This is a genomic window from Sulfitobacter guttiformis (assembly GCF_003610455.1).
Taxonomy (GTDB): domain Bacteria; phylum Pseudomonadota; class Alphaproteobacteria; order Rhodobacterales; family Rhodobacteraceae; genus Sulfitobacter; species Sulfitobacter guttiformis.
In genome coordinates this window covers 1,921,954-1,934,859 of sequence record NZ_RAQK01000001.1, presented here as the reverse complement: position 1 = coordinate 1,934,859, position 12,906 = coordinate 1,921,954, and the positions used below count along the sequence as shown (strand labels likewise).

The following is a 12,906-nucleotide window of genomic DNA, read 5'->3' as shown; positions in this document are numbered from 1 at the left end:
CGACCTCGCCTATCACTTCCGCAACAATCAGGAGTGTCCATGTCCACCATTACCCTAATCCGCCACGGTCAGGCCAATTCCACCGCTCAGGACGAGGTCAGCTATGACCGCCTCAGCGATCTGGGCCATCAACAGGCACGCTGGCTTGGCGAGCATTTGCGCGAGACCCAAGCGCATAATACGCGCCTTTATACCGGCACTCTGCGCCGCCATATCGAAACCGCAGAAGGCATGGCGATGGATCTAGAGCCTTCCCGCGATGCCCGCCTGAACGAACTTGAATATTTCACTTTGGGCGGCCTGCTGGCGCAACAGCACGGCATTCCGTTTCCGACAGAGCAGGCTGGATTTATCGCGCATCTGCCCACAGTATTCAATTACTGGAAAGACGAGAAGCTCGAGGGCGCACCGGAAACTTACGCCCATTTCCAGACCCGCATTCGCGACGCGCTGACAGAGATTGCAGCAGGGGACGGACCCGCGTTGGTCGTCACCTCCGGCGGGCTAATCGCCAATGTGATTGGCCAACAAATGGACCTCAGCGTGGAGACGACAGCGCGGACGGCAATCGCCATTTTCCACACCTCGCTGCACCAGCTACACCCGATCGGCGGCACGCTGTCACCGGTTTTGTTCAACGCCACCCCCCATCTGGACAGCGCCACAAGGCGCGCATCGCGCACCAACATCTGATCAACCTCCGAAAGGTCCCTCCATGAAGCTTTTTTATGCCAACGGCACCATTTCTATAGCACCTGCAATTGCCCTGATCGAGGCAGGTCTTGCCCACGATCTTGCCCGTCTCGACTTTGCCCAAGGAGCGCAGACAAAACCTGAATATCTCGCCATCAATCCTAAGGGACGTGTGCCTGCGCTGGTTCTGGCGGATGGCAGAGTATTGACCGAAACAGGGGCACTTCTTGACTATATCGCGGCCCTCGCACCAGATGCTAACCTTACGCCTGACAGCCCCGAGGACGCAGCACATATGCGCAGCGTAATGTATTATCTCGCTTCGACCATGCATGTGGCCCACGCCCATAAAATGCGAGGCAGCCGCTGGGCCGATAATGAAGATAGCTTTGCCGACATGAAAGCGAAGGTTCCGCAAACAATGGCGGCCTGTGCAGCCTTTGTCGAAACCGAGTGTTTGCGCGGTGATTATGTCTGCGGTACGCGTTTCACCTTAGCTGATGCATACCTGTTTGTAGTGTGCTGCTGGCTGACGGGTGACGGCGTGACGGTGTCCGACTTCCCCAAAATAGATGCTTTCCTGCACCGGATGGAGCAGCGCGACAGTGTAAAGGCAATGCGCGCTAAAGGGATGCTCTGATCCCGACTGAAGGCAGCAGCGGCCGCGATCGGATGATGTCATGAACAAACGAATGCCGCCCCGAGGGGCGGCACATTGCCTTAAACGTTGCGGCGAACATCAGGCGCCGAAAATCCGGAAATAAAGCCAGTCCGGCAAAAACTGGCTTCCGCGGAACAAAAGTGAAAAGGCGAAGGGAAAGCTCTTTTTGAATTTGTCGGTGTTCATGTGTTCGAACACCTCCTGCGACGCCTCTTCGGGGGTCATCAGAAACGGCATTTTGAAATCGTTTTTATCAGTCAACTGTGTCTTGATAAATCCCGGATTGACGACCTGCACATGCACGCCGGTCTTGTGCAGATCCGCGTACATGCATTCCGCCAGCGACATCGTCGCCGCCTTGGCCGCCGTATATCCGATCGAGCCCGGCAATCCGCGAAATCCTGTCAGGCTGGAGGTAATTACAATATGACCGGCATCGCGCGCGACCATATCCGGCACCACCTGCCCCATGACCCGCATCAAACCCGTGAAATTAATGTCCGCCATCGCATTTGCCTGCTCTGCGTTCCACTCTTTGGCACCAAAAGGCCAGTAGACCCCAGCCAGATAAACAACACCGTCAACCGGACCAACGGCCTCCGCCGCCTTTATGACACTTTCGTTATCCGACACATCGAGCGTCACGACCTGTGTCTTGCCCGGCAAGCTATCTGCCAGATTGTTGAGCTTGTCCTCAGAGCGTGCAGAAAGGATAACTTCGGCACCCGCACGGCTGAGGCGCAGCGCCAATGCCGCCCCAAGTCCATCACTTGCACCAACCAGCCAATACCGTTTTCCTTGCCACTGCATCATTCTGTATCCTTCTTCCGTATTGTGGCAACCAACTCGGCGACCCTAAAACCAAATTTGCGAAACTGGCTACGGTTCACCACCGTGCCGTTTTTTGTCAGATACATGCAGTCAAATGCCTTAAGCGTGTGACCACCCGCATCTGCGGGCAGCGTGATTGGATAGTTGAACAAGACAGCCGGCCCCGACACCTCGCCGCGGCCCTTTCCGGGCACATCATCGGCAAAAGCTTCAAAATTGCCGCCGCCATCCATCTCTATTCGCCATTCACGGTTCTGGGTTGAGCCGTCATTGTACCTGAATACTTCTTTCATCGTGCAAATGGTGCCATCCCAGCTGATGTCGAAATCCGCTTCGAATGTGCTGGTCACGCGACCCAGCGGCCCAAAAATAACCCCGTCACAAACCATAGCGCCGTTCAGATGCTCACGCATGTCGAAAAGCGGGAATTCATCCCCATAGTCATTTGGTTTTTGCCCCATAAAATCGCCAAATCTGCGCCGTATGGCCAGAATGCCCAAGACAACCGCCGCCCCGACCAGAAAGAAAATTGCTGCATCGCCCATGTTAAGCGCCCTCATCAAGTTTAGTTCGCCACAGCAAAAATATCGCGGCCAGTTTCAGTACACACGGCACACCTGCATAGAGCAGGCGCAACAGATCGACGGCTTTTTCCGGGGGCAGTGCCTGTGCACCGCTCACGTAACCTGCCCCTTCAAGTGCTGGAAGTAGGATAACAGCCGCCAACGCCAAGGTAAATTTTGACACAAATGACCACAAACCGAAACCTTCAGCAGCTGAGGGCGATATTTTCGCCATACGCGTAGCAAAGAGCGCAGGCAAAAGCGTGAGGTCAGCGCCCATCGCAGCGCCAGATGCTATGCAGACAACTGCAAAAAGCCAGACATCACCTGCACCAAGGAATAGCGCCCCACCAAAGGCAAAAATCGAAAGTATCATCGCACTTAGAAGCACGCGGTGGGTTCCTAAACGCTCCGCCAGCGCGCCCCAGACCGGCGCAGCGCCTGCCGCCGATAGGAAGAACAGCAACAAAAGAGGCCCCTCATATCCCGGAGCTTCCAGCGCGCTTTCGACATAAAACAGAAATAGGGTGGAGCTGACGGCAGCGGGGGCGGCGTTCAACAGTGCAATAAAGAGCAACCGTCGTGCCAGTCTGTCGCGCAAAACAGTGCCAAATCCAGTGCCTTCAGGCACATCTATCGACAGCCACTCGCCTCGCATAGCGAGTGCGGAGCCAAGCGCCAGCACCGCGAAACCGACAGCAAATCCAGCGAACGGCGCATCGACAATAAAGCCAAGCGCAACGGGCGTCACCGAGGCCACACAAACGCCCAACAGACCACCCGTTTCGCGCCAACGCGCAAGCCGAAGATGCCCCTGGCCTGACATCTTGTCGGCCTTTGCCACCCCTTGGGCGTAAAAGCAGATTGTCAGGAAACTGAACGCAGAGAACACCAGCGTAAGCATAATCCCGAACCACAAGACCGGCGTTGTCATTGGAGGCACAGCAAAAAGACCCAGCATGGCCGTTGCGATCACACAGCACCCGATACCAACCGAAAGGCCGCGCTGCTTGCGCAGTTTTTCCGACAACCTTCCCAAAAGAGGGTCCTGTACCACATCCAACAGACGTAGCCCGAATAGGACAGCGCCGAGTGCGGATAGGGAAACGCCATACTCATCGACATAAAATTTGGGAGCGTGAATGTAGATGGGAAGCCCGGCACAGGCCAGTAACGCAGCGAACAGCGCATATGCAGGCAAGCGTCTGTCCGCCGGCTCAACGCTCATTTGGATACTTCATCGCGTGGCGGCACCGGACGGCTACGAAACAGCGCGCCCTTGATCCACAGTTTGAGCGCCTGCCAGTGGATCAAGGCAAGTACGCGACGCGCACCAAAGGGCCGCCGCAATAGACTGCGCAGAATTCCCGCGTTGCTCAGCGGTTCGCGTCTGCCTGTCAGCGTAGCAATCAGGCCGCCTGTGGCACGACCATAATCTATCCAGACCCCAATGCGTGTATCGCTTATATCAAAGCGGAAGGTATAATCCCCTTCGACGGGTTGAAACGGCGATACATGCAAGATCTTGGCCGCATGTAAGTGGTCTGTGCGCGTGATTTCGCCCTGATCGGGATGATGGCATAGATAGCTATGGCGGTCGCCATAAGTGTTGGTCACTTCCGAGATGACAGCAATCAGCGCACCATCCTCGCGGCGACACAGCCAAAAGCTGACCGGATTAAAGACATGACCAAATACCCTTGGTTGGGCCAAAAGCTCGATTCGGGTGACACCTGAAATCAGGTATTGAGCCAGCACCTCGCGAACCCACTCCGCCCCGCGCCCCTCCTTTGGAGGCCCACCATGATCGCTATCATGCAGTGAAATCAGTCCGCGGCTGTTGCGCGCAAACAGGCTGGGCCCCTCAACGACAGCCTCAGTATCGAGCAAAATGTAATCGACGGAGTAGCGAAAAGCATTCTCAACCTTACCCTTGCGCCCATGATAGGTCTGGCCGACTATATGGTCGACGCGCGTGTTCACTCTGCTGCCAGGGTGCGGAATTGACCTTGTTGAAGCGCATCCACAACTTCCATCGCAGTTGCTAACCCGTCCTCGTGGAAGCCGTTGCGCAACCATGCCCCGCAAAACCACGTATGCCGCTCGCCGTTCATCGCGTGAACCTTGCCCTGAGCATCCCAAGCGGCCAGATCATAAACAGGGTGGCGCAGAGTCACGCGATCATAAATCAAATCTTCGCGGATCGTGCGTTTTGTGTTCAGGGTCACGAATAGCGGATCATCTTCGGGGATGGATTGCAAAGAGTTCATCCAATATGTCAGATCTATCCTGTCGGATTTCATCTTTGCGTCTTCCGTGTAGACCCACGAGGCCCATGCCAGCTTACGCCTTGGCATTACGCTTGTGTCGGCATGCAGTATAACATCGTTTGGCTGATAGCGGATCGCGCCCAGCGCAGCCTGCTCCTGCGCGCTCGGATCGGTGAGCATGGCGAGCGTGTCGTCGGAATGGGTCGCCATGACCACTTCGTCAAACCGCTCCCAGTCCCCGGACTTTGTCTTCACCTCGACGCCTTGCGCATCGCGGCGCACGCCCTGAATTGCGGCGTTCAGGCGGATATCTACACCTCGGTTTATCATAGAGGCCTCGATCCGGTTCACATAAGAGATCGAGCCACCCTCGACAGTGTACCACTGATGCTGTCCGGAATAGTCCAGCAAGGCATGATTCTGGAAAAACTGGATCAAAGCGTGGGCGGGGAACTCCATGATTTTTTCCGTAGGCGTCGACCAGATCGCGCCCGAAAAAGGCAGCAGATAATGGTCGCGGAAATAGTCACCTGTGCCAAGTTTCGCCAAAAACTCTCTCAGGGTCAGGCTCTTGTCCTGCGCAAGCGTTAGCGCATGTTTGTTGAACTTCACCAGATCACGGATCATCCCCAGAAACGCGGGGTTCACCAAATTACGGCGCTGGGCGAAGATTGCGCTCAGACTGGTCAGGGCATATTCCAAGCGCCCACCGTCGAATGATGCGCCGAAGCTCATGTTCGACTTTTTGACAGGGACGTCCAGTTCGGCGAACAAGGCCGCAAGGTGAGGATAATTGGCGTAGTTAAAAACGATAAAACCTGTGTCCACCGGCTGATCGCCATTTTTTCCAGCCAGCTTAGTGCGCGCATGCCCGCCAAGCCGCGCGGCACTCTCGAAAAGGGTAACATGGTTATCTAGCGCCAGCCTGTGCGCCGCTCCCATTCCGGTTATTCCCGCCCCGATTACCGCAATACGGCGTTGTTCTGCTGTGGTGGTGACATTTTTGTTTGGCACTTGGGACGTCATAAAGGATGCTGTTTCCTGTTTTTTTGGTCAATTGGTATACGGCTCAGATACGAATGTGGATGTAAATGAGTTTCAAATATCTTTTTTGATCCAAGAACTGCTTTGCCACGTAAACCTCACATGTTAACAACACATCAGACCTCATCGCGCAGAACGTCCGACGGCTTTTGCCTTCAGGCGCCAACAGCTTTGGCGGGGCCAGTGAAGTTTTCAGGGCGCCGGTGCGTGAACAACAAACCAGACAAAAAAAATGATCGAAAGAGTGGCAAGGATCACGCGTGGGTTGATGAAATGGTGCGTGTCCGCGACAACCGCGACAAGCAGGCATTCGCCGATCTATTCGAGCACTTTGCCCCCCGTATCAAAGGGTATTTGATGAAATCGGGAACAAACGCGACCATCGCAGAGGAATGTGCACAGGACGTCATGACAACCCTGTGGCGCAAGGCAGGTCAGTTTGATCCCACGCGCGCTTCGGTCGCGACTTGGATTTTTACGATTGCCCGCAACCGGCGCATTGACATGTTGCGTCGTGATCGCCGGCCAGAGCCGGAAGAACTGACATGGGGACCCGAACCAGAGCCGGAACAGGCCCACGTTATCGAACTGCAGCAGGAGACAGCACGATTGGTCGAAGCAATCAGTGCCCTTCCCGAGAACCAGCGGAAATTGATTGAACAAGCCTACTTTGGCGATATGACCCAAGCTGAAATCTCTCACATCACCGGTCTGCCTCTTGGCACGATCAAATCCCGTATTCGCCTCGCGCTGGACCGCCTGCGCCACGCCATGAAGTAGCCAACATGACACACAGCATAAAACACCATCTCGATGACGCGACCTTGATTGCATATGCATCGGGCACGCTTCCCGAAGCTTTCAATTTGATTGCAGCCACACATATTTCGCTTTGCGATACCTGCCGCGCAAATGCGCATGCTTATGATGCTGTGGGGGGTGTCCTGCTGGAAGAAAGCCGGACACCGATGACAGAAGGCAGCCTAGCACATGCATTGGCCCGTTTGGGTGACGAGGTGACACCAACTTTGCAAATTGTGCAGCACACAGTGACCAGCGACTTGCCTGAACCTTTGCGTAATTACATTGGCGGTGACCTCGATAGCGTTAAGTGGCGTCCTGTCGGCATGGGCGTCAAACAGGCGATCCTTTCAACGTCAAAAGGTGCTAGTGCGCGTCTGCTTTCCATTCCGGCCGGCGCTGCAATGCCGGACCACGGCCACAATGGAAAAGAACTGACGCTGGTGTTGAAAGGGGCGTTTCAGGACGCAGATGAATATTTTGCACGGGGTGATGTCGAAGTTGCAGGTAAAGACGTACAGCATATCCCGGTTGCTGATATTCACGAAGATTGCATCTGCCTCGCCGTAACAGACGCGCCATTGCGCTTTGAAGGCTTCCTGCCGCGCATCCTGCAAAAGTTCGTCCGGATCTAAGCGCGAAAAGTCAAAGGGACCTCAGCATTTTATCATTGTGTCAAATGCTGGCATCCCTCGGGTCATAAGTGCCAAATAGCTTTGCGCGTCGATATTGGCGCCGCATACGATCACGCCCACCCGCTTGCCCTGAAGCCTGTCCCGCAAAGGCCCCATCACAGCCGCAAGGGCGGCCCCCGCAGCAGGTTCTACTGCCAGCTTAGCCTCTTGTTGGAACGCGACCATTCCCGCACAGATCGTATCATCTTCGAGCAAAAGAACCTCGTCGACATAGGCCGAGCACAGGGCAAATCCCAAAGGCATTGCCATTGGCGCTCCGAGGCTGTCCGCGACGGTGTTCACTCCATCCAATCGCACAGGCGACCCCGTTTGGAGAGATTGATACATGCCCGCAGCGCCCACAGGTTCAACCCCGTAGACTTTGCAATCGGGGTTCATCTGCTTCACCGCAGCGGCAATGCCACTTATCAAACCGCCCCCACCGATCGACACCACGACAGCATCCAGACCGGGTGCGTCCTCCATCAATTCGAGCCCGACACCTGCTGTTCCCAATGAGGTAAGCGGGCCCTCGAATGGATGAATGAAATACCGCCCCTCCATCTGGACCAAACGCTCTGCTTCGGCGAATGTCTCCGCGCCGGGGGCTTTCATAATGACCTCTGCACCCTCTGCACGCGCCAGCGCTACGCGAAACGGATTGGCATTCGACTGGATGACCACCTTGGCCGATGCGCCAATCTGGCGTGCGGCCCAAGCTGCTGCAATCGCGTGGTTCCCCGCACTGGCCGCAGTGATCCCGCGCGTGCGCTGTTCTGCATCGAGGCTGCGCGCTACACTCAATGCGCCGCGTGCCTTGAACGTGCCAGTGTGCTGAAAACATTCGAGCTTCAATACAGCAGCACCGCCGCCCAAAATCCGGGCCAGCACTCCTGTATCAAGCGTAAGGCAAGGTGTGCGGAGAATATCACCCGCCAGATCCGCCGAATTTGCGCGAATAGCCCCCAGCGACAGTGCGCCGAGATCAGGAGTTAGCATTGTCATACCTGTGTTCCTTTCGGGAGGGGGAGTGGCACGTCTGCCGGTTCAACATCTTCGAAGTCGAAATTGTCCAGTCTCGCGGCGCGCTTTCCTGCACGCTCTGCCGCGGTACCGATCCCTTCGAGATCCTCGCGGGCTTGGCGGAAATGGGTGTCCAGCTTGCCCACCCGCTCTACCACCAGTTCAACATCGCGGTGTAGCAGGCGAAGGGTCTTGCGTATCTCGCCTGCCTGCTCGCGCATTCGGGCATCTTTGAGAATGGCGCGCATGGTGTGGAGGGTCGCCATGCAGGTCGTCGGCGAAACGATCCAGACACGGGCGTCAAATCCCTCGCGCACCAGTTCGGGAAAATTGCCATGCAACTCAGCATAAACCGCTTCGGAGGGCAGAAACATCAGCGCGCCATCCGCGGTTTCGCCATCAAGGATGTATTTTTCGGCAATGTCGCGGATATGTTTGCGCACCGATGTCCGCATGTTCGCCACTGCTGACTTCAACTCCCAGTCCGTCTTTGCGCGGTGCAGCGCCTCGTAAGCCTCCAGCGGGAATTTGGCATCAATAACGATCGGGCCCGGCGGGTTCGGCAGATGGATCAGGCAATCAGCCCGCCGCCCGTTAGAAAGGGTCTTTTGCATGGTATAGCTGTCTGATGGCAGTGCTTTGTAAACAATATCGTTCAGTTGGATTTCACCAAAGGCCCCGCGCGTCTGCTTGTTGCTCAGGATATCCTGCAAGGACAGAACATCTCCCGATAGTTTGGTGATGTTGTCCTGCGCCTTATCAATTGCGGCAAGGCGTTCCTGCAGCTGTGTCAGGCTGGTAGTCGTGCGTTGCGCAGAGCCGTGCAAAGTCTGGTTGGTACGCTCTTGCATCTGGGCGAGCTGTTGCTGCATTTTCAGTTGCACCGCCGCCAGCCGCGCCTCGAGGCTCTGGATCAACTGGGTCTGCGCACGGGCCTGCGTATCGGACACGGTTTGCAGATTTCCGCGCAGCTGCTCCTGTCCGTTGCTCAGCGCATAAAGCTGGTGCGAAAGCGGCGCAGGAAGCCGCGCGGGGCGCAATACCAGTACAACAAGCAGCACAAGAACAAGCGCGAGCAATCCGATACCAATCGCCAATGCCAGCGCGGCCGGATCGTTCAGGTCAAATTGCAAGCCGCCAAGCTGGATCATGTGCGCCCGAACAACCGCTCGATATCGCTAAGCTTGAGCTCAACATAGGTGGGGCGCCCGTGGTTGCATTGTCCCGAATGCGGGGTCGCCTCCATCTCGCGCAAAAGCGCATTCATCTCTTCACCGCGCATCCAGCGGCCCGACCGGATCGAGCCGTGGCAGGCAACGCGACTCAGGATCGCCTCAATGCGCGCTTGCACAAGCAGGCTTTCGCCTTCGCCTTCGAGCTCGTCTAGAATATCGCGGATCATTGCTTCGGCGTTCACTTCACCGAGGATCGCAGGCGTTTCGCGCACTGCTATGGCATCACCTCCGAACGGCTCAATCCCGAGGCCAAAGCTGGCAAGCTGCTCTGCAACATCAAGGATTGCCTCTCGGTCGGATGAGGAAAGCTCAATTATTTCGGGGATGAGCAGCGACTGTGCCGCAACGCCATTGGCAGCCATCTGTTTTTTTAACTTTTCGTAAACCAGCCGTTCATGGGCCGCATGCTGGTCCACGATCACCATTCCGGTGGCGGTTTGGGCGATGATGTAATTTTCATGCACCTGACCACGCGCAGTGCCCAGGGGGAAATCCGCGCGGGCATCGGATTGCTCCTGAACCTCGTCGGGGACGCTCTCGACCCTTCCCCACATGCCTTGCGTCTCGGCAAAACCTTGAGGTGACTGGGCCTGATAGGCCGCGCTGCGTACTCCGGCCGAGGGGCGGTCCATCTGGTATATTCGCGCCTCGCCTGTGCGTTCCGGCTGCATCGCACCAAGCGTGGCATCGGCCACAGTGGAAGACGCACGGTGCCCGGCATTCGCCAGCGCATGCCGCAGACCCGAAACAATAAGACCGCGCACCACACCGGGATCGCGAAAGCGGACTTCGGATTTTGCCGGATGCACATTCACATCCACCAACGTGGGATCACAATCGACAAACAGCGCCGCAGCAGGATGCCGGTCACGGCTCAGGAAATCGAAATAGGCACCGCGCAAAGCTCCGACTAGCATTTTATCTTTTACCGGACGGCCGTTTACGAAGAGATATTGCGTTACTGCAGAGCCACGCGAATATGTGGGGAGCGCTGCAAAACCGGTGAGGTGAAAGCCATCACGCTCTGCATCGATCGCCAGCGAATTTTCTGCAAACTCACGCCCCAGCACCTGACGCAAACGGCCATGTAGTGCCTCGAACAGATCGCCCTGCTCGGCCTCGGCGCGGAATACCTCACAGCCTGGGCCATCGCCCGACACATCACGCAGCACAAAGCGCACAAATGGCTCGGCCATCGCCAGACGTTTTATGACATCGCCGATTGCCTGCGCTTCTGCGCGGTCCGTGCGGAGGAATTTGAGGCGGGCGGGCGTGGCATAAAACAGATCACGCAATGTCACGACGGTGCCCGCGCTCAGCCCTGCCGGCTTTACGGCCATTTGCTTGCCGCCGATCACGCTGATCTCCGCCCCGTCATAACCGGCGGCCCGGCTGATGATCGTAAGGCGCCCAACGGCACCCAGCGAGGGTAGCGCCTCGCCGCGAAAGCCAAACGAATGGATATTGAGCAAATCGGTCCCGTCAATCTTGGACGTGGCGTGACGCGACAGGGCAAGCGGCAGATCAGTCCCCGCAATGCCGCACCCGTCATCGGTCACGCGGATCAGTGTCTTGCCCCCATCGGCATACTCAACCGTGATGCGGGTGGCCCCTGCATCGACAGCATTTTCTACCAGTTCCTTGACTGCAGATGCCGGTCGTTCGACCACCTCACCGGCAGCGATACGGTTGATCGCCATCTCGTCGAGTTGACGGATAACCGGCTGGGATGCGCTTATATTGGGGTTTGGTTGGGCCATGCCGCAAGACCTAGCATAGGGCAGTGCGATTCTGAAACCCGCAGTGCCGCGTTATCCACCGCTAATTTGAGGGGTCAGCCGCCAGTGGCAGCGCGGTACCATGCTACAATCTGCGCCCGCTCTTCGGGCTGCATGTAGCTTAGATTGGCGGGTGGCATCGCGTCAGTAAGTCCTGCTTGCAGATAAATCTGCTTCGCCGCATTTGCGATCTGATGCTCTGTCTCGAGGCGCACCCCCTTGGGTGCAAAATGCATACCTTCCCACGCAGGATCAGTGGCGTGACACATCGAGCAGCGGCCCATTACAATATCAGACACCTGCGCAAACCCTTCGGCCTGTGCAAAACGGACGGCCGCACCCACCGCTTGTTCCGGTTCCTGCGCTTTGAACATCGGAGCAGTGGAGAGCCAGATGATGGTAACAAACAGCAGTGATGTCGCGAGCCAAGTCCAGTGTTTGGAGCCTTTGCGCGCATGCAAGCTGTTAAAATAGTGGCGGATTGTAACGCCCATCAGAAACACAAGCGCCGCGATAAGCCAGTTCATCTCGGAGGCAAAAGCTAACGGGTAATGGTTGCTAAGCATCAGAAAGATCACCGGCAGTGTAAGATAATTATTGTGTGTACTGCGCTGCTTGGCGATCTTGCCGTATTTGGCATCTGGCGTGCGCCCCGCCTTGAGGTCGGCCACCACAATTCGTTGATTTGGCATGATCGTGAAGAATACATTTGCACTCATAATCGTGGCTGTGAAGGCACCGAGATGCAAAAGGGCAGCGCGGCCTGAGAAGACGGATGTATAGAAGTACGCCATCGCAACGAGAATCAGATAGAGCAATATCATCAGCCGCGTGTTGTTGTCCCCAAACCGGCTTTTGCAGATTTGATCATAGGCGATCCAGCCAAACGCCAATGAAGCCAGCGAGATCGAAATAGCCTGAAGTGTAGACAGCTCCCGAACCGCAGGATCAATCAGGTAAAATTCGGAACCCAGATAATACACGAGGACCAGCAAGGCAAAACCCGACAGCCATGTGGCATAGCTTTCCCATTTGAACCAGATCAGATCATCGGGCATTTGCGCAGGTGCAACGAGGTATTTTTGTACGTGATAGAACCCACCGCCATGAACCTGCCATTCTTCGCCGTCCGCACCGGAGGCAAGATTGCGGTTGCGGTGAAGGCCCAAATCAAGGGCGATAAAATAGAACGAGCTGCCAATCCATGCGATGGCGGTGATGACGTGGAGCCAGCGGACAGCAAATTCGATCCATGAGGACAGGGCAGCGAGATCGTACATGCATTCTCCGAAAGCAAATGGTGGTGCGCGAAGGGAGCGCAGAACTTAGTTTA

The 12,906-nt window shown here is 56.4% G+C and carries 13 protein-coding genes; 4 read left to right on the top strand and 9 right to left on the bottom strand.

The genetic code is table 11. The features are described from left to right. Window positions 1–39 precede the first annotated feature (39 nt). Complete coding sequence (locus C8N30_RS09555; RefSeq protein WP_025064285.1) at window positions 40–693, top strand: histidine phosphatase family protein; 654 nt, start codon at window positions 40–42, stop codon at window positions 691–693. A 22-nt stretch (window positions 694–715) separates the two neighbouring features. Continuing rightward, complete coding sequence (locus C8N30_RS09550; RefSeq protein WP_025064284.1) at window positions 716–1,333, top strand: glutathione S-transferase family protein; 618 nt, start codon at window positions 716–718, stop codon at window positions 1,331–1,333. Window positions 1,334–1,432: 99 nt separating this feature from the next. Here C8N30_RS09550 and C8N30_RS09545 read toward each other — a convergent pair whose 3' ends face one another. The 5 genes from C8N30_RS09545 to C8N30_RS09525 are packed head-to-tail and all read right to left on the bottom strand — an operon-like array spanning window position 1,433 to window position 6,044. Next, window positions 1,433–2,167 carry an SDR family NAD(P)-dependent oxidoreductase gene (locus tag C8N30_RS09545; protein WP_025064283.1) on the bottom strand — a complete coding sequence of 245 codons (735 nt, stop codon included), beginning with the start codon at window positions 2,165–2,167 and terminating at the stop codon, window positions 1,433–1,435. Then, complete coding sequence (locus C8N30_RS09540) at window positions 2,164–2,730, bottom strand: DUF3833 family protein (RefSeq protein ID WP_025064282.1); 567 nt, start codon at window positions 2,728–2,730, stop codon at window positions 2,164–2,166. Before C8N30_RS09540 ends, C8N30_RS09545 begins: the two co-directional genes overlap by 4 nt. Before the next feature lies 1 nt (window position 2,731). After that, window positions 2,732–3,976 (bottom strand): MFS transporter, encoded by a 1,245-nt coding sequence (locus C8N30_RS09535; RefSeq protein WP_025064281.1) that lies wholly within the window; start codon window positions 3,974–3,976, stop codon window positions 2,732–2,734. Beyond that, entirely contained in the window at window positions 3,973–4,731 is a 759-nt protein-coding gene (locus tag C8N30_RS09530; protein ID WP_025064280.1) for a DUF1365 domain-containing protein, read from the bottom strand. Before C8N30_RS09530 ends, C8N30_RS09535 begins: the two co-directional genes overlap by 4 nt. Further along, entirely contained in the window at window positions 4,728–6,044 is a 1,317-nt protein-coding gene (locus C8N30_RS09525; RefSeq protein WP_025064279.1) for an NAD(P)/FAD-dependent oxidoreductase, read from the bottom strand. Before C8N30_RS09525 ends, C8N30_RS09530 begins: the two co-directional genes overlap by 4 nt. A 291-nt stretch (window positions 6,045–6,335) precedes the next feature. On the opposite strand from C8N30_RS09525, the gene C8N30_RS09520 reads away from it, so the two are divergent. Continuing rightward, entirely contained in the window at window positions 6,336–6,842 is a 507-nt protein-coding gene (locus C8N30_RS09520) for a sigma-70 family RNA polymerase sigma factor (protein ID WP_051567311.1), read from the top strand. A gap of 5 nt (window positions 6,843–6,847) precedes the next feature. After that, complete coding sequence (locus tag C8N30_RS09515) at window positions 6,848–7,498, top strand: ChrR family anti-sigma-E factor (RefSeq protein ID WP_025064277.1); 651 nt, start codon at window positions 6,848–6,850, stop codon at window positions 7,496–7,498. A gap of 21 nt (window positions 7,499–7,519) precedes the next feature. Here C8N30_RS09515 and C8N30_RS09510 read toward each other — a convergent pair whose 3' ends face one another. From C8N30_RS09510 to C8N30_RS09495, 4 genes are all read right to left on the bottom strand, one after another. Next, the gene (locus C8N30_RS09510) at window positions 7,520–8,542 is read right to left on the bottom strand and encodes a pyridoxal-phosphate dependent enzyme (RefSeq protein ID WP_025064276.1); all 1,023 of its coding nucleotides are present in this window, start codon (window positions 8,540–8,542) and stop codon (window positions 7,520–7,522) included. Next, window positions 8,539–9,711, bottom strand: coding sequence for a DNA recombination protein RmuC (locus C8N30_RS09505; RefSeq protein WP_025064275.1), 1,173 nt, complete (start codon window positions 9,709–9,711; stop codon window positions 8,539–8,541). Before C8N30_RS09505 ends, C8N30_RS09510 begins: the two co-directional genes overlap by 4 nt. Further along, a complete protein-coding gene (gene mutL, locus C8N30_RS09500; RefSeq protein WP_025064274.1) occupies window positions 9,708–11,555 on the bottom strand; it encodes a DNA mismatch repair endonuclease MutL in 1,848 nt (615 codons plus the stop codon). The genes C8N30_RS09505 and mutL overlap by 4 nt, the downstream gene beginning before the upstream one ends. A 74-nt stretch (window positions 11,556–11,629) precedes the next feature. Further along, window positions 11,630–12,853 (bottom strand): urate hydroxylase PuuD, encoded by a 1,224-nt coding sequence (locus tag C8N30_RS09495; RefSeq protein ID WP_025064273.1) that lies wholly within the window; start codon window positions 12,851–12,853, stop codon window positions 11,630–11,632. Window positions 12,854–12,906 lie beyond the last annotated feature (53 nt).

What these genes read in the sequence shown, in the direction of transcription:
- C8N30_RS09555 (WP_025064285.1), top strand. Translation starts at nt 40, where the DNA reads ATGTCCACCATTACCCTAATCCGCCACGGTCAGGCCAATTCCACCGCT.
- C8N30_RS09550 (WP_025064284.1), top strand. Translation starts at nt 716, where the DNA reads ATGAAGCTTTTTTATGCCAACGGCACCATTTCTATAGCACCTGCAATT.
- C8N30_RS09545 (WP_025064283.1), bottom strand. Translation starts at nt 2,167, where the DNA reads ATGATGCAGTGGCAAGGAAAACGGTATTGGCTGGTTGGTGCAAGTGAT.
- C8N30_RS09540 (WP_025064282.1), bottom strand. Translation starts at nt 2,730, where the DNA reads ATGGGCGATGCAGCAATTTTCTTTCTGGTCGGGGCGGCGGTTGTCTTG.
- C8N30_RS09535 (WP_025064281.1), bottom strand. Translation starts at nt 3,976, where the DNA reads ATGAGCGTTGAGCCGGCGGACAGACGCTTGCCTGCATATGCGCTGTTC.
- C8N30_RS09525 (WP_025064279.1), bottom strand. Translation starts at nt 6,044, where the DNA reads ATGACGTCCCAAGTGCCAAACAAAAATGTCACCACCACAGCAGAACAA.
- C8N30_RS09520 (WP_051567311.1), top strand. Translation starts at nt 6,336, where the DNA reads ATGGTGCGTGTCCGCGACAACCGCGACAAGCAGGCATTCGCCGATCTA.
- C8N30_RS09515 (WP_025064277.1), top strand. Translation starts at nt 6,848, where the DNA reads ATGACACACAGCATAAAACACCATCTCGATGACGCGACCTTGATTGCA.
- C8N30_RS09510 (WP_025064276.1), bottom strand. Translation starts at nt 8,542, where the DNA reads ATGACAATGCTAACTCCTGATCTCGGCGCACTGTCGCTGGGGGCTATT.
- C8N30_RS09505 (WP_025064275.1), bottom strand. Translation starts at nt 9,711, where the DNA reads ATGATCCAGCTTGGCGGCTTGCAATTTGACCTGAACGATCCGGCCGCG.
- mutL (WP_025064274.1), bottom strand. Translation starts at nt 11,555, where the DNA reads ATGGCCCAACCAAACCCCAATATAAGCGCATCCCAGCCGGTTATCCGT.
- C8N30_RS09495 (WP_025064273.1), bottom strand. Translation starts at nt 12,853, where the DNA reads ATGTACGATCTCGCTGCCCTGTCCTCATGGATCGAATTTGCTGTCCGC.